Origin of the sequence: Paenibacillus tianjinensis, assembly GCF_017086365.1 — a bacterium.
GTDB classification, from domain to species: Bacteria; Bacillota; Bacilli; order Paenibacillales; family Paenibacillaceae; genus Paenibacillus_AQ; species Paenibacillus_AQ tianjinensis.
The window spans coordinates 5,905,854-5,924,685 of record NZ_CP070969.1; the positions used below are offsets into that span (position 1 = coordinate 5,905,854).

The following is an 18,832-nucleotide window of genomic DNA, read 5'->3' on the forward strand; positions in this document are numbered from 1 at the left end:
GATCAAGTATAAATCCTGAATACCCCAACGTCAATCCATTCTGCCGCCTATCTGATCATTCCGGAATATTTCACCCCCACGGCAGCTTCCACCTGAAACTTCAGCCGGGGATACAACCGCTCCCACTCCTTTAATTCTGTGCTGTTATTCCAGTGACGGGCTCCATAATGGATTCCCCAGCCGAAAGGATCAAGTCCGCTGTCCCGCACTTTATACAGCAAAGCCTCAACTTCCTGATTTAGGGCTTCCGCCCCGGCATCAGATATTTGCTGCAGCAGGCTGTGGGTGACGATCTCCTGTGTGCTGCTCTCCTCGAGAATGCCTTTGATTTTGATTTTGTAGCGGATCGCAGGCTCGCCTTCCTTAGTAGTGATAATCCGGTAGCTGGAGGAGCTGCTCTCTGTATAGTACTGGTATTTCCCGTCATCTACCGTGGCCGGAAAATTAGTCCGCAGATTAGAGCGGGTGAGCAGATTAAACAGCCTGGTTTCCTTGGGACTCAGCACCAGCCGGATTTTTTGTTTATCCAGCAGGGCGATTTGATTAATCAGAAACTGTTCTTTGCCCTGCGCTTCGATAATCGGCAGAATGGGGTCCTTCCCGTTCTCATAAATATTCCTCATCAGCTGATAGGCATATACACTGGCAATAAAGGGGGATTCGGTCCCTTGTCCGCTCATGGCCATTATCAGCGAATTGGAGGGAATCCGCTCTGACGGGGGTTTTACCTGAATGACCTGAAGTGCCTCCGGTCGGCCAACGGCAAAATTAAGAATAAGCTGGATATCCCTGCGGCGCACGGCCCAGTCCAGGACATGCCTAATATCCTCCGCCGCAAGTTTTTCCCCTACGATCAGTGATTTACAGTGCACGTAATCCAGTTCCTTCTCGACCTTGGATTTCATTCTGCGCAGCGCCTCAGAAATACTGGAGGATTCCTCGGTGAGGATCTGCATCTTTTCGTCAATCTTGGTCACGTCGCCCTGGGGGATTGCAAGCTTCAGGCTGACCTTGTAATGATCCTCCTTCTCTCCGGGATCAATGCCAATCGCTACCACAAATATCCGCCGGTCAATATCCTTGTATTCACAGCCTGTTGTCAGACACAGTAGCAGGAGACCGATTCCTAACAGCAATCTCCTCACGGTTTCCGCCTCCTCAGCATGGTGTAACAGTAGAATAGCAGCATAATCAGCAGTAACTCCCCTAACCAGCGGGCAAGCAGAAACCATATGCCTAATATATTTAACTGGTATTGATCGAGCCTCATTAAGGTCAGGGTGATTGCACTGAACAAGCCGAGTATCGCTAGCTCCCTCCATTTTTTTGCCCTGGACTTCGGGTTTTTGGGGGAGGGGAACAGCCCAGTCAGCAGCTCCTTGCCTACATGCCAATGGATAATCACACTGGTCAGCGACAGATTAAGATAAGCAAAATAAAAAATAAACAGCATCCGCTCAATGATAAAGGTATTAATCCCGATACTGTCGGCCGTAGAAAACCACGTATAGACATGCCTCTCCACCGCAACCGTGCCGAAATAGCCTATTGGAACATAGAAGGTCAGCAGCAGCACTGCCAGTCCCTGAACCCCCAGGATCCAGCGGTGTTTCAGTCTCATCTTTGGCAGCACCCGGTTGAATACAGCCATATTGATGTAACCGCTGAAGGAAAAAGTGGCTGCGGCCATGCTTTTAACATCCGGCGCATGCGGAAAATAAGTGATGATCTGCAGAACCGCATCCCAGCTGAAATCCGGATTAGTCACCGCTTTAATAAGCGTATACAGGATTAAGGGCACACTGATTCCCAGCATCACCTCCAGCCCGTACAGCAGGGACAGAGAATCCATCCGGGCGCAAAAACAGACAACAACCAAAAAGCCGAGTACTACAAGGTAAGGGCCGGTATCGGGACTGATAAAACGCAGCGTAATATCGATAAACGACAGGATCGTAATCAGTCCGGCGGCACACCATAGTGCAGCAAAGATAATGATCAGCGGATTGATAACCCCTCTGGAAATGGCAGCGGTTAGAATCTCCTGTACATCTTTGCCCGGAAACTTTGCCATGAGTGCGGTGAACAGATAGACAAACACAGTTCCCAGCACTACTGCCGCAAGGATCGAGGTTTGTGCGCCCCTAAACCGTGCATCCATAAGTTCTCTCGGGACAAAGTTAATAATATTGATCAGGCTGTTCATTAAAAAAAGCCAGTAAAAATAGCGGCTCTGACCCATCAGCGCCCGCCGCCCTTCTGCCTGCCGGAGGTTCCGAGGCTGTCCAGGAAGAACATCCTGAAATACGGCTGCCCGAAGCTTCTCTGGCTGCACAGATACATTGTGAATCCGACCAGGCAGACCACGACACCGACCAAGCCGAGAACAGCTGCTGCTATAATAAACAAATATTTCAGCACACGGATCGAGAAGCTCATCATATTCAGGGGAATCATAAAATTGGAGATTGCCACCGCTGATACCAGGATGATCATAATATTGCCAACCAGCCCTGCCGCCGTTGCGGCCTGCCCGAGAATCAGACCGCCGACTGTCGTTGCCGTTGGCCCGATCGCACGGGGCAGCCGCAGGCTCGCCTCTGTCAGAAACTCCATCATGAGCAGCATAATCAGCACCTCCACAAAGGAAGGATAAGGGACGGTTGCCCGGCTCCCGGCAATCAGCAGCGCAATCTGCACACGAACAATTTCCGGATTATAGGAGGTAAAGGCTACATACAGCGCCGGCAGCCAGAGTGTCATGGCTACGCCTGTGATCCGCAGCAGCTTCAGGAACCGGCCGACAAAAGGAAGCTGGATCTTGTCATCCATCGCCACGAAGAAATCGTTGAAGATTACCGGCAACAGGATTGCGAAGCCTGTAGTATCCAGCATTACTGCAATTTTCCCCTCTGCCAGATTAAATACAACCCGGTCCGGCCTTTCGGTCACTATAGTTTTCGGAAAGATACGCATCTTGTCACCGCTAATGTATTTCTCCAGTTCCCCTGAAGCCTGTAAAAGATCTATTCGTAATGTCCCGAGCCTTTCGCGCAGCTCGTCCAGCACCTGATGGTTCACCCGGCTGTCATCGTAAAGAATGGCCACCTTGGTTCTGGAAATATTTCCGATCAGTATCGACTCCATTTTGAGTTCGGCGGATTGATAGCGCCGGCGGATCAGATTCAGGTTCACTGCCAGGTTCTCGGTCAGCGCATCCGATGGACCCTGTGTTACACTCTCCGTCATGTTCTCACTGACACTTCTGGTCTCCGCCTTCAGCGCCTCGAAGAAGCATAATTTCCCCTCGGTGTGGACACAGGCATAACCGCTTAGCATCAGCTCCAGTACATGCTTCCCTGTCTTTGCCTCTTCACTTCCGGGATAGGCGGCCAGATATTCTGCATAGACTGCCGGATTATCCATCTCATAAAAAGGCGCAATAATGCTCCGGTTAATGATCTGCGGGTCGGTGATGCTCTTGATATACAGCAAACCAGCCTTTCCCGAAGGCGCCGTCAGCACTCTTTCTTCCAGGTCCGCAAAATGGCTGAGCTGCTCTTTGATCCATTGTACGGATACTTCCTCCACGATCTGCTGCGCAGGCATCATTATCCTCCTCTGCCGAATTCTCCGGAAGCTGAACCTTATTTTGGCACAGCAGTTCTTATTTCATGCACCTGGGGCTGCCAGGTTTCTTTTACCAGTAATGTGGTAATAAATGAAATGAAATATTGCACATGGAGGGATTGGATAATGAATACATCGAACATGAACTCACAAGGTCTTCCCCAATTTCCGGAATCGTTATGGAGAGGTACGACTGAGCTGCCTTCCTTTCCGAGGCTTGCGGAAGACCATGTTACAGATGTGGCAATCGTAGGCGCGGGAATAACGGGAATTACGGCGGCCTATCTCCTTAGTAATGCAGGCTATAAGGTCACTCTGCTGGAGGCAGGAGAGATTCTAACCGGAACTACCGGATTTACCACTGCCAAGATCACTGCCCAGCACGGGATGATCTATCATGATCTGCTGAGTCATTTCGGTGAGGAGCAGGCGCGGGCTTACTTCCAATCTCATAGTGAATCGCTGGAGTGGATCCTTGCCACAGCCGGAGAGCTTGATCTGTCCTGCGGAATTCATCGTGAGTCCGCCTATCTTTATGCCGATCAGGGAGACGAAAAAGCGCTGAAGCAGCTTGAAAAGGAGTTCAAGGCTTACGAGAAGCTGGGTCTGCCGGGAGAATGGCTGGACCATGTTCCGCTGCCGCTGATGGCCGGAGGAGCCATTAAGCTGGCGGGGCAAGCACGTTTTCATCCTCTGGAATACCTTAAAGGGATGCTGCTGGCTGTCCTCGACAAAGGCGGCGTTGTCTACGAGCACACCACGATCGGCGAAAAGGTGGACAAAGGCGACCGCCTCACGCTGTACACCGAAGGCAGCGAGCATCAAATCCGCTGCCGTCATGCCATCTCCGCCTCCCATTTCCCGTTCTATGATGGAGGCGGGCTATACTTCACACGCCTGCATGCTGACCGCTCCTATGCTCTGGCAATCGAGCCGGAAACGGACTTTGAGGGCGGCATGTACCTCAGCGCCGGAAATCCTACACGGTCTCTGCGTGCCGTGGAATGGGGCGACAAGAGACTTGTGATTGTCGGCGGAGAGAACCACAAGACCGGACAGGGGATCTGCACCTTCGGCCACTATGAGAAACTGGAGCTGTTCGCCGGAGAATTGCTGGGGATTAAGCAAATCCCCTTCCGCTGGTCAGCACAGGATCTCGTTACGCTGGATAGAGTCCCTTACATCGGACGGGCAGGAGAGGATGAAGAGATCTATATCGCCACCGGCTACGGTAAATGGGGTATGACCAGCGGGACGCTGGCTGCACGTATGATCGCGGATCAGATTCAGGGGAAGACGAATCCATACAGCAGTCTGTACGATCCTTCCCGCTTCAAAGCGAACCCCGGCATCAAAAACTTCATTGTACAGAACGCCAATGTCGCCAAAGAGCTGGTAGCCGGAAAGGTTGAGATTATCCGCAAAAAGACAAGCGATCTTGCGCCGGATGAGGGCGCGGTTGTCTTTCATGACGGCAAACGCGTCGGTGCCTACCGTGACCCCGAAGGCCAGCTGCATCTGGTAGACCGGACCTGCACCCATATGGGCTGTGAATGCGAGTGGAATGACGGCGAACGTTCCTGGGACTGCCCTTGTCACGGCTCCCGCTTCTCCTATGAGGGTAAGGTGCTGGAGGGCCCGGCTACAGTGCCACTTACGAAGCTTACGCCGGAAAAGTGATTGTCCGCTTCCGCTCAGGTATAATAGGGTTGTAAAGGAACCTCAATAATAGAGCGATAGGGAGCGTGAAGAAAAGTCATGGATTTAAGAGGAAAAAGTATTGTGATCACAGGTGCCGGCAAAGGAATCGGCAAAGCATTAGCGATGGCATTAGCCAAGGAAGGTGCAAACCTGGGCCTGATCTCCAGAACATCTGCGGATCTGGAGGCACTGAAATCTGCCTTGACCGAAGTCTATGATGTCAAGGTAAGCATTGCTGTAGCCGATATTTCTGTACGTGAAGAGGCGGAGCGGGCCGTTGTCTCGCTGCAGCATGAGCTTGGTGCCTTCGATGCACTGATTAATAATGCCGGGATCGCCAAATTCGGCACTTTCCTGGAGATGGATCCGGCTGACTGGGAGAAGCACATGGAGGTCAATCTGTTCGGTACCTATTATGTTACCCGTGCAGCTCTGCCGGCCATGATTGAGCGCAGCGGCGGTAACATCATCAACATTTCCTCCACAGCCGGTGAACGCGGTTTTGCCACCGGTTCGGCCTACTGTGCCTCCAAATTTGCCCTCATGGGCATGACTGAAGCACTTGCCCAGGAGGTGCGCAAGCACAATATCCGGGTCGTGGCGCTGACGCCAAGCACGGTTAATACGGGTCTGGCCGAAAATGCGGGCCTCAAGATCGGCGATGAAGACCGGATGATGCAGCCGGAGGATGTAGCCGAACTGACCTTAGCGGCACTGAAGCTGCCGGACCGCGTATTCCTGAAAACCGCAGGCATCTGGACGACTAATCCGCAATAAATTAGCTTAGCTTAGCTGATACTTTGCGATACTTTGACTTTGAGGGGGAACTGCAATTATGCTGGTCGTCACCAATACAATAAAGGTCAAGGAAGGCCACGGGGCAACACTGGCCCAGCGTTTTGGAGTGGCAAACGGTGTACAATCCATGCCCGGCTTTGTCCGGCTGGAAGTATGGCACAGTGCCGCCAAAGAAGGCGTAGAAGAGCTGAAAATCTGCACCGTATGGGAGAACGAGGAAGCGTTCAAGGGCTGGACAGCCAGCCCCGCCTTCCGCGAATCACACCGCGGGGCAGGCGGAAATGAAGTCATCCTGGGCGCTTCGCTCGACAAATATGAGCTTGTAATCAGCCGCCAGCCGGAGCAATAAATATCCTCCTGCATACCGCAGCAGGTTAATACAAGAACAGGAACAGGGATGCCAGCCTTAGACCTTAGGTCTAAGCGAAGGCATCCCTGTTTGTTGTTCAGGCTTAAGCTGCAGCCTTAATAATGTTCATCGGCGCTGGCAGGCAGCGGTTTCTCCAGCTCCTGATGCTTGCCGGGCCAGAATGCCAGGCGGCCAAAGAGCACGGTAATCGCCGGCACCAGAAACGGCCGGACGATGAAGGTGTCCAGCAGCACCCCGATCGCGGTAATGATGCCAAACTGCACCAGTACTTGAATTGGCAGGCTAGCAAGGACAGCGAAGGTTCCTGCCAGGATAAGCCCGGCAGAGGTGATGACCGATCCGGTTTCATTAACCCCTTCGGCAATCGCCTGCTTCAGTGGCATCCGTTTGCGCTTCTTCCAGATGTTAGAGATCATGAAGATATTATAATCCTCACCGAGTGCAACCAGGAAGACGAAGGAATATAGCGGAATCGATCCCTGAATCGCATCGGCCCCCAGTACATAGTGAATGATAATCCAGCCGAGCCCAAGGGCGGAGAAGAAGGACAGAATGACGGTTGCCACCAGGTAGACGGTTGCCGTCACCGACCGCAAATAGATCAGCAGCAGCAGGGTAATCATTCCGATGACCACCGGTATGATCAGGTCGGTATCGCGTTCACCCAGCTCTTTGGTGTCATACTGGGTTGCCGTCTGCCCGCTGATCCATACACTGTCTTCCGCATGATCCAGGCCTGATTCAGCCAGCGCCTGCTCAGCTGTTTTCAGCAGCGCCGGAATATGGCTCATTGCCTCAAGTGAATACGGATTGCTCTTGAACTCAATATCAAAGCCTACAATATCTTTATTAACCGCACCCTGCTGCGGGTCGGATACCGTATCTATATAGGATATCCCGCCCAAAACAGACTTGAAATCCTCACCGCTTACTTGTCCTTGTGTATCAATGATCAGCTTGGCCGGCGCCAGCTCTCCGGGGGAGAATTGCGTGCCGATCAGATCAAAGCCTTGCCGGGATTCCATATCCTCCGGAAAAGAAGACAAAATATCATAAGTGAACTTAATCCCGCTGGAGAAGGAGGCCAGAATGCCAAGGCCAATAATGGTTACCGCCACAATCGTCCATGGACGGGAGACTACCAGGCCGCCGATTCCCTTTTTGCGGGTCTTGGGCTTTGGAGCCGGTTTGCCTTTGGCTCTTGCGCGCTCTGCTTCCATCTGCGGTGTGCGCGGCACAAATGGGAAGAACGACATCCGCCCGAAGATCGCCAGCAGTGCCGGCACCAGTGTCAGGCTGGCGATACCCATGATGAGAATGGATACGCTGAACGGAATTGCAAAGCGGTGATAGGCTCCATACTTTGCCAGCAGCAATGCAAACAGCGCAAGCACGACCGTGAAGCCGCTCATCGCAATCGCTCCGGAAGAATGGGTAATCGCGCTAAGCAGTGCGCGCCCTTTGTTCTCTTCCACTTTAAGCATCTGGCGGAACCGCGAGATCAGGAAGAGGCAATAGTCGGTTCCCGCGCCGAACAGCAGCACCGTCATGATCGACACGGCCTGGGAATCAACCGTAATCCAGCCCTCCCGGGCCATAAGTCCAAGCAGCGGACTGGTAACACCATAGGCAAATCCTACTGCTATAAGCGGAATCAGCGCCAGAATCGGCGAACGGTAGATCAGCAGCAGGAATACAAGCACAAGAACGACTGTCGCAATCAATAGGGAGACGTCCGCGTCCTTGAACAGCCCGGTTGCATCAATGGAGATTCCTACAGGACCGGATACCCGGAGGCTTAGTTCACTCCCGTCCACTTTGGCGGCCGCCGGATCATTTCCGGTCTCCTTACTAATCACCGATTTCATTTCCGTTATCGCTTCACCCAGCTGATCACTGTCTGCAGCCTTGTCAAAGAGCACCGGAGTGACCAGAGTACTGCGGTCCTCCGACAGTGAAGCCTGCAGCGCCTGCGGCGGCAGCTGCCCGAGCGGCGGCACATAATTCTGATGCGGAAGCGGCTGCTGCTCCAGCTTGCCGTATACCGCAATGATATGTACTAGATCCTCCTCTGATAATCCGCCTTCCCGATGCCATACCAGCAGTGCCGGGACACCGCTGCCGCTTGGAAACTCCTGCTCTGCAACAGCAGCTGCCCTGACGGACTGAGCAGTTTCGGGAAGATTTTGCGCATTGTTCAGTACCTGTGAATTTACGGAAGGCCACAGAACTGTAAGTATCCCCACCAGCACAATCCATATCAGCAGAGTGATCCATTTGGTAGTACGGCCTGCCACCCATTTCCCGTAGCCCGACATTTTAATCAATCCCTTCTTTACCCCGGTCTTCAAAAATGAGCCGCGGGTCATTTTATTACCCTTATCATATATACCCTAAAATTTTTAAGCAAATCTTTTTTTATACTGATACAAAAAACGCCCTTCTGTTCTTAGTAGTACAAGTCTACTGTGAGCAGAAGGGCGTGAGTCCTTACGGTAACTATTCTAATGAAATCGGGTTAGGCGGCTCTATCTTTAGCCTGCATCCGGCAGGTCATCGCCTGAGAATTGGCTGTTATAGAGATCGGCATAGAATCCGCCCTGTTCCAGCAGCTCGATATGCGTACCTTTTTCAATCACACTGCCCTGGTTCATCACCAGAATGAGGTCCGCGTCGCGGATGGTTGACAGACGGTGGGCAATAACAAAGCTTGTTCTGCCGGTCATCAGCGTCTTCATCGCGTTCTGGATCTGCACTTCAGTCCGGGTATCTACGCTGCTGGTCGCTTCATCCAGAATCAGAATCGAAGGATCAGCCAAAATTGCCCGGGCAATGGTCAGCAGCTGCTTCTGCCCTTGTGAAATATTGGAGGCTTCCTCATTCAGAATCGTATTGTAGCCGAGCGGAAGTGTACGGATAAAATGATCAGCGTGCGCAGCTTTTGCAGCCCGGATAACATCGGCTTCGCTCGCACCTTCCCGGCCATAAGCGATATTGTCGCGGATGGTACCATTAAACAGCCAGGTATCCTGCAGCACCATGCCGAATTTGCTGCGCAGCTCACTGCGCTTCATGTCGGTAATATTCACGCCATCGATGATAATCTCTCCGCCGCTAATTTCATAGAACCGCATCAGCAGGTTGATCAGCGTCGTTTTACCAGCACCGGTTGGTCCTACAATCGCAATCGTCTGTCCGGGACTGACATCAATGTTCATGTCTTCGATCAGAATCGCATCCGGTTTGTATCCAAATTTCACATGGCGGAACTCCACAGCACCTTCATCCGCGCCTTTGGCCTGCTTCGCCAGAGAGGCTGAAGTCTCAGGCACTTCCTCTTCTTCATCCAGCAGTTCAAAGACACGCTCTGCTGAAGCAATCGTCGATTGTATAATGTTGGCGATATTCGCTGTTTGGGTAATCGGCATTGTAAACTGGCGCGAATATTGGATGAAAGCCTGAATATCACCGACTTCAATAACCTTCTTGGTAACAAAAATCCCGCCGACCACACAGACCAGCACATACCCTAGATTACCGATGAACATCATCAGCGGCATGATCATTCCGGACATGAACTGGGAACGCCAGCCGGAGTTATAGAGGTCTTCATTGATTTTGTTGAACTCGTTAAGCGACTGCTGCTCACGGCCGAAGGCTTTTACAATCCGGTGACCGGTATACATTTCCTCCACGTGGCCGTTTAACTGGCCGAGCGATTTCTGCTGGCCGATGAAATAGCCCTGGGAACGTTTGGTGATCATCATAATAACTGCAAAGCTAAGCGGCAGGGTAACTATGGTGATCAGAGTCAGCCAAGGGCTGATCGTCAGCATCATGATGATAACGCCGATAATGGTCACAATGGACGTAATCAGCTGGGTTAAACTCTGCTGCAGCGTTGTACTGATATTGTCCACATCATTGGTTGCGCGGCTGAGTATTTCCCCATGGGTCCGGGAATCGAAATATTTCAGCGGCAGGCGCTCCAGCTTGCTGTTGATCTGCTCACGCATATCGAACACAACCTTCTGTGCAACGTCAGCCATCACATATTGCTGGATATAGCTGAACAAAGCGCTAAACAGGTATAGACCGCCCAGAATAAGCAGAATTTTATTCACATAATCAAAATCAATCGCAGCTCCCGGGACACCCATCAGCAGTCCGTAAGCTCCTTCGAACAGCTTGGTTGTAGCTTTACCCATGACCTTCGGGCTGAAAATACTGAATACAGTACTGGCTATGGCCGTAATAAACACGATAAGCAGCTGCACCTGACGGGGCCGCAGATACGTGATCAGCCGGCGGAGCGTGCCCTTGAAATCCTTGGCCTTCTCCGGAGGCATTCCCATGCCGGGTCCGCCGTGGCCTGGTCCAAAGCCGCCGCCTCGGCGGGCCGGGGGCTTCACTTGCCGATTTTGCTCACTCATGCTATTTCCTCCTCTGACAACTGCGAGGATACGATCTCGCGGTACACTTCACTATTCTCCATCAGCTCGCGGTGATTGCCGATTCCGGCAATGGTACCCTCATCGAGTACGATAATCCGGTCGGCGTCCATAACCGTGCTGACCCGCTGGGCAACAATCAGCACCGTTGATTCCGTCGTCTCCTCTTTAAGTGCAGCCCGCAGCTTAGCGTCCGTCTTAAAGTCAAGTGCGGAGAAGCTGTCGTCAAACAGGTATACTTCCGGTTTTCTTACCAGAGCCCGGGCAATGGAGAGCCGCTGCTTCTGGCCGCCGGAGACATTGCTGCCGCCTTGGGCAATCTCCGAGCCAAAGCCATCCTTCATCGCCGAGACGAAGTCGTAGGCCTGCGCTACCTTAGCTGCATGAATAACCTCTTCGTCGGTAGCGTCATCTTTACCGTAGCGGATATTCTCGCTGATTGTTCCGGTGAACAACACCGCCTTTTGCGGGATATAACCGATCTTGCTGCGCAGATCCTCCTGCGTCATCTCACGGACGTCCACCCCATCCACCCGTACGGCGCCTTCAATGACATCATAGAATCTCGGAATCATGCTGAGCAGTGTAGATTTACCTGATCCGGTACCGCCGATAATGGCTGTAATCTCACCGGGGCGGGCGCTGAAGCTGATCCCGGACAGGGCCGGCTGCTCCGCTCCTGGATAGGAGAAGGACACGTTGTCGAATTCGACAAAGCCATGCATGGCATCACGTCCGTCTTTTTTGGTGGCTGTAGCTGTAGTCTGAAGCTCCCCTCTGGTCGGGTCATTGATCTCAGGCTGCATATCGAGCACTTCGTTAATTCGCAGTGCGGAAGCAGAAGCTCTGGGAATCAGCACGAACATCATGGATACCATGATCAGGGAGAACATAATTTGCATCGCATATTGAATAAAAGCCATCAGCGAGCCGACCTGCAGGTCGCCGTCACCAATCCGGATACCACCGTAGTACAGAATGCCAATCATCGAAAAGTTCATAACAAGCATCATGACAGGCATTAATCCGGCCATGATTTTGTTAACCTTAATGGCCGTTCCCGTCAGATCCTGGTTGGCTGCACTGAACCTTCTGTTCTCATGATCGATCCGGTTAAATGAACGGATAACACGGATACCGGTCAAATGCTCGCGCAGCACACGGTTCAACGTATCCAGCTTGACCTGAATCGCTTTGAACAGCGGCAGCCCCTTCATCCCGATGAAGAAAATCGCGCCAACGAGCACCGGAATTACAACTACAAAGATCAGGGACAGCTTGGCATCCTCCGACACCGCCATAATAATCCCCCCGATCATCATCATCGGAGCACCGACCATCATGCGGAGCATCATCGTCAATACGGTTTGTACCTGAGTAATATCGTTAGTTGTGCGTGTAATCAGTGAAGCTGTACCGATTTTGTCAAATTCATGCAGCGTAAAATTCTCTACATGTTTGAACATTTTCGATCGGGTGTTTCTCCCGAAGCCTGCGGCTACCTTCGCCGACAAATAACTGGCAATCACGGAGCAAAGCGCACCGCCGCCTGCCACAAGCAGCATATAGGCACCGATTTTCCAGATATAATCTCGGTCGCCATGTACGATTCCTTTATCCACGATGTCGGACATCAGGGTTGGAAGATACAAATCACCCATGGATTGCAGAAAAACAAGGATTAATACAGCTGCAACGCCCCACCGAAAGGGCTTAAGTCCTTTTAACAATTTAATCAAGCTTCTCATCTCCGTTCATTTGTAACCGATCTAAGTCAGGGCGCGGATTATTTTCTATAAACTCATGTACCTTCAGCAAGAGATCCGCCAGAAGGGTGCTCTCTTCCTCACCCAGATATTCCACCAGCTTGTTCAGGGAAGCATCCATGTGCTCTCTCGCTTTTCTTGTGATCACTCTGCCCTGCTCCGTCAGCCGGATGCGCACCACTCTCCGGTCAGAAGGATCCGGCTGTCTCTCGACCATGTCCTTGGCCTCAAGGCTGTTGATAAGCTGCGTAACTGTGGGAGGCGTTATCCCCAGCAAACGGCTGATTTCGGATACTTTGAGCCCTTCCTCCGCAGAACGCGATTTTCTTGCAAGGCATATCAGTAAAGTCATTTCACTCGGCTTATGCCCTTCAACAGCCTGATGCACATGTGCTTTACGCAGCTGCCGTAGAGCCATAAACAGCTTTTGTGCGACTGGATTTTCATTGTTTATCCCAATGCTTCCCATCCCCTTATTTTACTTAGGTTAACTAATAATTAAATGCAATATTAATTAGGTAACCTAATTATATTTTCAATATAATTCTTTGTCAAACCTTGAATGCGCTATCAAATATTACGGAATGACGAACAAATCAGCAGCATTGCAGCACACCAAAACTCCCCCGCCGGGGGCGGAGGAGCGCTTTGTTTAATTCATTTAAGAGCCCCGCTTAGAAGGAACGCTCTGCCATGGCAGAACGTCGTTCCCTGCTGGCAGCCAGATCCTGATGTTTTCTTAGTCCTTTAAGGAGTTCACTGTACCGCAGCAGCTGCTGTCCGTCCGCTCTCTCGCGGCTCTCTTCAAATAACGTTACACATTCGAGGATGTCCTTGGCGCTGTTAAGCTGAATGGCTGCCCTGAGACATTGCAAAATATAATCAATCCCACGCGTATATTGGCTACGTTCTGAATAGTATAAAGCCAGCTGATACCCGAGCCGGTAGATCCGTTCAATGTTGAGACGGTCCTGAAGCTGTTCAAACCGGGCCATCTCCGCCGAAAACTGTTCCAGTATATGATCTACTGAATAACCGAAACGGTTGGCAGCCTCCAGAATACTCACCAGGCCGGGCAGAATCTCACTGGGCTGCTTCGCCATATATGCTGTATACTCCGGCAGAACCGTAAAATTACCCACCTGCATTTCCAGGGTAAAGCTGTTGCCAACAGCAAAGGAACGGAAAGCATCGACGATGCGCAGCCCCTCTTCATCCAGGAGTTCAAACCAGCCCAGGTCAGCATACATAGCCGTAAACTTTTGGGCTTCTTCATATTTCCCCTGTTTGGTGAGTGCTGTCGCCTTCATCAAATGTCCATGGGCATAATACAGCACGAGCGGCCGCAGCAAATGTAACTCTTCCGTACGTCTGCCCGTCTTCTTCCGCAGCTGCTCCCGGTAAATCCCGTCGGCCAGTGCCCTCAGCTCATCCGTGTATCTCTCCATGTCTGACCACCGGTGCAGCGTGAAGCAGACATTTGCCAGCTTAAGCAGCCCGTCCAGCTGCAGATGTTCTGGAATACGGCCGCGGAACGGCTCAAAGGTGATGACCGCCCGCAGCATTTCCTCCATATCCACAACAGACTCCAGCGATTTGAAGATCCGGTACTGGCTGATGGCCAGACGTTCAGAAGAGCTGTCCTGCTCCTGTTCAACAATGATTTTATAAAAGTCCTTTGCATCCTGAATCTTCCCGCCGGCAAATAATTTCTCCGCTACCGAGTAGACCACATCCAGCGGCTTGGGATATTCCATGATTCTGTTTAGTATGTCATCCACACACTGCTGTTTACCGGTTTCCACACAACGGATTAAAAAGGGCTCCACCCTGCGGCGCGAGACCTTGTCTTCGCTGAAGCATTCATCTACATAAAGGGTATAGAACCACCCTTCCGGGAATCCAAAGGCCTTCGTAAGTGCATCCAGCTGTCCCAGGGAAACCGGCTTAGGCGGATTGCCGTGAAGAATGGCGCTCAGACTCCCCCGGTTGAGGCCGGATACTTTCGCAAATGAGGCGAGGTTATACCCGGAGCGGAATAGATTATTCTCAATTTCGGAGCGTAATGTTGTCAGTTTCATCTCCACCCGGCACCCTCCTCAGCGGCTTAAATTAACTCTTCTATTAATTGCCATTATAGGGGATGACTATTGAAAGCACAACAAAAGGGCCCCGCTTCAGCGGGACCTTCATTATAAAAACATAAATAATTTTAATGGTTTATCCTGGTAAAGCAGCGAAGGAATGGCACCTAATATCTCTATTACAAAATTCAGGCTGCAGCTGCAGTAAGCATTACTGCTGGAAGGCTGCTTTGCTTCTAATCCGCTTGCTTTTGGTGATTTTCCCGTACGGGACGTCTTCATTCTGGCGGCTCCGCAGACTCTCCATCATTTTGTTCTGGGCCAGGACAATGTATCCGTCCAGCCGCTGGCTGAGCTCCACAACCGTATGGTCGCTGAGGCTGCGTTCCTGCGCTACCTCCAGCAGCTCGCTTCTAAGGCTCTCTATAGTAATAAATAACTCATCTTCTCTATAATCTCTTCTAGGCTCTTCATGGGAAGTCCGGTAAAAATTCACGTTTAGTCACCTGCCCTCTATCAACTTCTCCACTATCATAAGGCATGATGCCAAAAAACATATTTTGAAAAAAAAGAAAAAATTGTCGAAGATATTACAAGTGTAAATTTACATTTATTCATTTTTTCCCGCTTGCTCCGGGGGAAGATAACGTTCCCCAAGCACGCGCATGGCAAAAGCAATCCATTCCTTCGCTGCGAAGGATAGATATCGGTCTCTGCGCCAGATCATGCCAAGCTGCCAGGGAATGACCGGGTCTGTCAACGGAATGACCGCAATCCGTGTACGGTCCATATCCCGGCAGATCGTCTCCGGCAGTAAAGCGATACCCATGCCGGCTGCCACCATCCGGCTGATTAAGTCCCATTGCGAGCTCTCGTAGACGACCTTCGGCTGAAAACCAGCCTTCACGCATTCCGTAATAATCCGGTCATGCAGGGCAAAATCCTCGCGGAACAGCACAAACTCCTCCGCCTCCAGCTCCTTCAGGGCAACAAACTCCGCACCTGCCAGACGGTGCCCTACCGGCACCAGAAGCTCCAGCTTCTCTTCCACAAAAGTAAAGCAGTGAAATTTAGCCGTATTTACAGGAAGCACAATGGCCCCGATATCCAGCAGGCCCGTCTCCACGTCATCTTCTACTTTTTTGGCTCCGTCTTCATGCAGGCGGATGGTCACGTCCGGATAACGCCGGTGGAACTCCCCGATGACCGCAGGGAAAAAACTTGCCCCCACCATGGGCGGCAGACCGATACGGATATGGCCACGCTGCAGATTGCGCAGACCGTCCAGCTCAGAAGAGAGGCTTACGAAGGACTCTACAATATTTTGCGCTTTTGCCAGCAGGATCTCACCCGCATCGGTTAATCTTATGCTTTTGCCTTCACGGTAAAAAAGGTCCGCCCCAAGCTCTTCCTCCAGATTGCGGATCATTTTGCTGATCGTCGGCTGGGTAATAAACAGGGATTCTGCCGCTCTGGAAAAGCTGTTCAGCCTTGCCGCCTGCACAAAATACTGCAGCTGTCTGATTTCCATATCTTCACCTCATATATAGACAAAAGGAATGTTACTTATTCGTTATATTCATTTTACCTATGAAAATAATTGTTGTAAACTTTCATTAGAATGAAAGGAGCGAAGCCTTATGAAAAAAATAACTTTAGGCTTGCTGCAGGTTGCCGGACTTACGGCCTTCTCCATGCTTATTAATACCCTAACCCCTATGCTGCATATTCCCATTCCCGGAAGTATCATCGGGATGATCATTTTGTTTCTGCTGCTGGAATCCGGTACGGTCCGCTTGAATTGGGTCGAGGTCGGTGCCTCCTGGCTGCTAGCTGAACTGCTGCTGTTTTTTATTCCCTCCGCTGTGGGAGTGATGAAATATTCAAGACTGCTTGAGGCAGACGGCCTTCAGGTGCTGGCGGTGGTCCTTGTCGGAACCTTTGCCGTCATGGCCGGATCCGGACTGCTTACCGGCGCAATTTATAAAGTAAAGGAGCGTAGAGACTCATGATTACAGGAATGCTTCTGCTCAGCCTCACGCTGCTGGTCTATCTGCTGGCGAAACGGATCTATACTTCCACCGGCAAAATGTATTTTTCTCCGCTCATCATCACCCCGCTGATTATGATCAGCATCCTGCTGGTGACGGGAATTCCTTATGACTCTTACAATGCGGGGGGCCAGTGGCTGACTAAGCTGCTGCAGCCGGCGACTATCGCCTTTGCGATCCCACTACATAAAAACTTCAGGGTGCTCAAAAAGCACGCCGCCGAAATTGCGGCTGGCGTGCTGTCAGGTACGGTAATTGCCGTTCTTTCTTCCATGCTGTTGGCCAAATGGCTGCATTTAAGCGGTGAACTGGCTACCAGTCTTGTGCCCCGGTCGGTAACTACACCGATCGCCATGAGCATCTCGCAAAGCATCGGCGGTGTCCCGAGCATCACGGCTGTTTTTGTCATCCTGACCGGTGTACTGGGAACAATGATGGGACCTTCCGTACTTCGCCTCTTCCGCATTGACAATGAAATTGCGCGCGGTGTATCGCTGGGAACCGCTGCGCACGGTACCGGTACCTCCAAAGCCTTCGAGCTCAGCTCTCTTACCGGCACCATCTCAAGTATAGCTATGATTCTGACAGCGCTGTTCTCCATCGGCCTTGCGCCTGCGCTGCTCACTGTTTTCCTCCACTAGGCCGATCCCGCTTGGGCCACAGCCCTGCTGATCCGTAATACGGATTAGCAGGGCTTTTTTTCTCTTAGAGCTTCACCGGCAGCCCGCTCTGCGCAGAATCAAAAGCTGCGCAGGTCACTTTCAACGTCTTATAGCCATCCTCATAATCACTCAGAATACGCGAACGGTCTCCGGTCCGTACCGCATGCAGGAATGCTTCGCTCTCCGTCAGGTAGGGATTCCCTGTGCTCGCATATTCTTTACTGTCGCCGCTGCGCGTTTCCAGCAGACGTTCGGGATTCCAGTCCAGCAGCCCGTTGTCATTGTAGAAGCTGATGCCGCAGCGGCCCACCCCGCCCGGCAGCACGCAGGTATTGGAGATGTTCGCGATAATCCCGCTTGCCAGCTTCAGCGATACTGTGCCGACATCGGACACGGTCACTCCTTCATGCCGCTCATGCATGATCCGGTTGCCGAACAGCCCGTAGACCTCTGTTACTTCACCGGCCAGATAGCGCAGAAGGTCCACGATATGGGTGGTCTGTTCCGTAAATTGTCCGCCGGACTGCTCCTGGTTGCGCCACCAGGCTACGCCCGGCATATCGCCCATCCATTGTCCGACGATCATGCCTACCTTATCGCCTTCCAGTGCCGCCTTCAGCCGCTGGATATTCTCCTGATAGCGGAAGTGATAGCCCACCGAGGTCAGCAGATTATGCTCCTTGATATCCTGCAGGAGGCTGGCCGGAATTTCCGTGCTCGAGCCCAGCGGCTTCTCGATGAAGAAAGGAATCTCACGTCTGATCAGCGCCCGCTCTATGGCCCCGTGTGATTGCGGAGGCACACAAATATAGACCGCGTCCAGCTTCTGGGCATCCAGCATATCCGTGATTTCCCCATAGCCTTCGGCCCCGTAAGGCCGGGCCATCTCCTCACCCTTGGCCTGGCTGCTGCCGCATACGGCTTTGAGCGTCACATCCTCCATTCCCGCCAGCAAATCCGCGTGTACTTTGGAGAACCAGCCGGTACCTACGATTCCGATATTAAGTGTCATTTTGTTCCCTCCTGTGGTCGCTATATAATACGGGCAGGAAGTCTAATGGACCGGCTTAGGGCGAAACTGCGGGGAATGTTTGGACTTCCGGCCGCTGTTGTCTGCAGATGTTTTGAATTATACCGCTACCAGCAGATAACATCTGCAGACAAAGGCGGACGCTATCGCTCCTCCAATTCCAAACTTCCCCTCCGTTTCTACCGCCTATCCATGCAAGTTCCTAAAGCCCACCTTATATAGTGGATTGTTTATTCCCTCTAATCTTCTAAAAACTATCTTCTACACCATATTACATATAGTTTGTCTC

At 51.8% G+C, this 18,832-nt stretch carries 16 protein-coding genes; 5 read left to right on the top strand and 11 right to left on the bottom strand.

Features of this window, described 5'->3' with window-relative positions:
• Positions 1-47 precede the first annotated feature (47 nt).
• Genes JRJ22_RS27420 through JRJ22_RS27430 form a run of 3 tightly spaced genes read right to left on the bottom strand, consistent with a single transcriptional unit; the run spans position 48 to position 3,612 of the window.
• Positions 48-1,145, bottom strand: coding sequence for a Ger(x)C family spore germination protein (locus JRJ22_RS27420; protein ID WP_206102344.1), 1,098 nt, complete (start codon positions 1,143-1,145; stop codon positions 48-50).
• Positions 1,142-2,206, bottom strand: coding sequence for a GerAB/ArcD/ProY family transporter (locus tag JRJ22_RS27425; RefSeq protein WP_206102345.1), 1,065 nt, complete (start codon positions 2,204-2,206; stop codon positions 1,142-1,144). Before JRJ22_RS27425 ends, JRJ22_RS27420 begins: the two co-directional genes overlap by 4 nt.
• Before the next feature lie 35 nt (positions 2,207-2,241).
• The gene (locus JRJ22_RS27430; RefSeq protein ID WP_206102346.1) at positions 2,242-3,612 is read right to left on the bottom strand and encodes a spore germination protein; all 1,371 of its coding nucleotides are present in this window, start codon (positions 3,610-3,612) and stop codon (positions 2,242-2,244) included.
• Between the two features lie 144 nt (positions 3,613-3,756).
• Here JRJ22_RS27430 and JRJ22_RS27435 point away from each other — a divergent pair, with 144 nt between their 5' ends.
• The 3 genes from JRJ22_RS27435 (at position 3,757) to JRJ22_RS27445 (ending at position 6,478) form a co-directional block, all read left to right on the top strand.
• On the top strand, positions 3,757-5,310 hold the full coding sequence (locus JRJ22_RS27435; protein WP_206102347.1) for an FAD-dependent oxidoreductase: 1,554 nt from the start codon (positions 3,757-3,759) through the stop codon (positions 5,308-5,310).
• Positions 5,311-5,388: 78 nt separating this feature from the next.
• Positions 5,389-6,108 (top strand): 3-ketoacyl-ACP reductase, encoded by a 720-nt coding sequence (locus JRJ22_RS27440; protein ID WP_206102348.1) that lies wholly within the window; start codon positions 5,389-5,391, stop codon positions 6,106-6,108.
• A 58-nt stretch (positions 6,109-6,166) separates the two neighbouring features.
• Positions 6,167-6,478, top strand: coding sequence for an antibiotic biosynthesis monooxygenase (locus JRJ22_RS27445; RefSeq protein WP_206102349.1), 312 nt, complete (start codon positions 6,167-6,169; stop codon positions 6,476-6,478).
• Positions 6,479-6,594: 116 nt separating this feature from the next.
• On the opposite strand, the gene JRJ22_RS27450 is transcribed toward JRJ22_RS27445, so the two are convergent.
• The 7 genes from JRJ22_RS27450 to cidR form a co-directional block, all read right to left on the bottom strand.
• On the bottom strand, positions 6,595-8,817 hold the full coding sequence (locus tag JRJ22_RS27450; protein WP_232381225.1) for an MMPL family transporter: 2,223 nt from the start codon (positions 8,815-8,817) through the stop codon (positions 6,595-6,597).
• Between the two features lie 216 nt (positions 8,818-9,033).
• Entirely contained in the window at positions 9,034-10,932 is a 1,899-nt protein-coding gene (locus JRJ22_RS27455; RefSeq protein WP_206102351.1) for an ABC transporter ATP-binding protein, read from the bottom strand.
• Complete coding sequence (locus JRJ22_RS27460) at positions 10,929-12,689, bottom strand: ABC transporter ATP-binding protein (protein ID WP_206102352.1); 1,761 nt, start codon at positions 12,687-12,689, stop codon at positions 10,929-10,931. The genes JRJ22_RS27455 and JRJ22_RS27460 overlap by 4 nt, the downstream gene beginning before the upstream one ends.
• Entirely contained in the window at positions 12,682-13,134 is a 453-nt protein-coding gene (locus JRJ22_RS27465) for a MarR family winged helix-turn-helix transcriptional regulator (protein ID WP_206102353.1), read from the bottom strand. The genes JRJ22_RS27460 and JRJ22_RS27465 overlap by 8 nt, the downstream gene beginning before the upstream one ends.
• Before the next feature lie 256 nt (positions 13,135-13,390).
• The gene (locus JRJ22_RS27470; RefSeq protein WP_232381226.1) at positions 13,391-14,797 is read right to left on the bottom strand and encodes a DNA-binding protein; all 1,407 of its coding nucleotides are present in this window, start codon (positions 14,795-14,797) and stop codon (positions 13,391-13,393) included.
• A gap of 214 nt (positions 14,798-15,011) precedes the next feature.
• Positions 15,012-15,296, bottom strand: coding sequence for an aspartyl-phosphate phosphatase Spo0E family protein (locus JRJ22_RS27475; protein WP_232380973.1), 285 nt, complete (start codon positions 15,294-15,296; stop codon positions 15,012-15,014).
• A 114-nt stretch (positions 15,297-15,410) separates the two neighbouring features.
• The gene (gene cidR / locus JRJ22_RS27480) at positions 15,411-16,331 is read right to left on the bottom strand and encodes a cidABC operon transcriptional activator CidR (protein ID WP_206102355.1); all 921 of its coding nucleotides are present in this window, start codon (positions 16,329-16,331) and stop codon (positions 15,411-15,413) included.
• 109 nt (positions 16,332-16,440) lie between these two features.
• Between cidR and JRJ22_RS27485 the strand changes: the two genes are divergently transcribed.
• Positions 16,441-16,812 (top strand): CidA/LrgA family protein, encoded by a 372-nt coding sequence (locus JRJ22_RS27485; protein ID WP_054942351.1) that lies wholly within the window; start codon positions 16,441-16,443, stop codon positions 16,810-16,812.
• Entirely contained in the window at positions 16,809-17,492 is a 684-nt protein-coding gene (locus tag JRJ22_RS27490; protein ID WP_206102356.1) for a CidB/LrgB family autolysis modulator, read from the top strand. Before JRJ22_RS27485 ends, JRJ22_RS27490 begins: the two co-directional genes overlap by 4 nt.
• Positions 17,493-17,556: 64 nt before the next feature.
• Here the strand turns inward: JRJ22_RS27490 and JRJ22_RS27495 are convergent, their stop codons facing one another.
• Entirely contained in the window at positions 17,557-18,525 is a 969-nt protein-coding gene (locus JRJ22_RS27495) for a Gfo/Idh/MocA family protein (protein WP_206102357.1), read from the bottom strand.
• Between the last annotated feature and the right edge of the window lie 307 nt (positions 18,526-18,832).

Coding starts and splice junctions, on each gene's coding strand:
- JRJ22_RS27455 (WP_206102351.1), bottom strand. CDS start 10,932: ATGAGTGAGCAAAATCGGCAAGTGAAGCCCCCGGCCCGCCGAGGCGGC.
- JRJ22_RS27435 (WP_206102347.1), top strand. CDS start 3,757: ATGAATACATCGAACATGAACTCACAAGGTCTTCCCCAATTTCCGGAA.
- JRJ22_RS27425 (WP_206102345.1), bottom strand. CDS start 2,206: ATGAACAGCCTGATCAATATTATTAACTTTGTCCCGAGAGAACTTATG.
- JRJ22_RS27465 (WP_206102353.1), bottom strand. CDS start 13,134: ATGGCTCTACGGCAGCTGCGTAAAGCACATGTGCATCAGGCTGTTGAA.
- cidR (WP_206102355.1), bottom strand. CDS start 16,331: ATGGAAATCAGACAGCTGCAGTATTTTGTGCAGGCGGCAAGGCTGAAC.
- JRJ22_RS27470 (WP_232381226.1), bottom strand. CDS start 14,797: ATGAAACTGACAACATTACGCTCCGAAATTGAGAATAATCTATTCCGC.
- JRJ22_RS27445 (WP_206102349.1), top strand. CDS start 6,167: ATGCTGGTCGTCACCAATACAATAAAGGTCAAGGAAGGCCACGGGGCA.
- JRJ22_RS27495 (WP_206102357.1), bottom strand. CDS start 18,525: ATGACACTTAATATCGGAATCGTAGGTACCGGCTGGTTCTCCAAAGTA.
- JRJ22_RS27485 (WP_054942351.1), top strand. CDS start 16,441: ATGAAAAAAATAACTTTAGGCTTGCTGCAGGTTGCCGGACTTACGGCC.
- JRJ22_RS27450 (WP_232381225.1), bottom strand. CDS start 8,817: ATGTCGGGCTACGGGAAATGGGTGGCAGGCCGTACTACCAAATGGATC.
- JRJ22_RS27430 (WP_206102346.1), bottom strand. CDS start 3,612: ATGATGCCTGCGCAGCAGATCGTGGAGGAAGTATCCGTACAATGGATC.
- JRJ22_RS27490 (WP_206102356.1), top strand. CDS start 16,809: ATGATTACAGGAATGCTTCTGCTCAGCCTCACGCTGCTGGTCTATCTG.
- JRJ22_RS27440 (WP_206102348.1), top strand. CDS start 5,389: ATGGATTTAAGAGGAAAAAGTATTGTGATCACAGGTGCCGGCAAAGGA.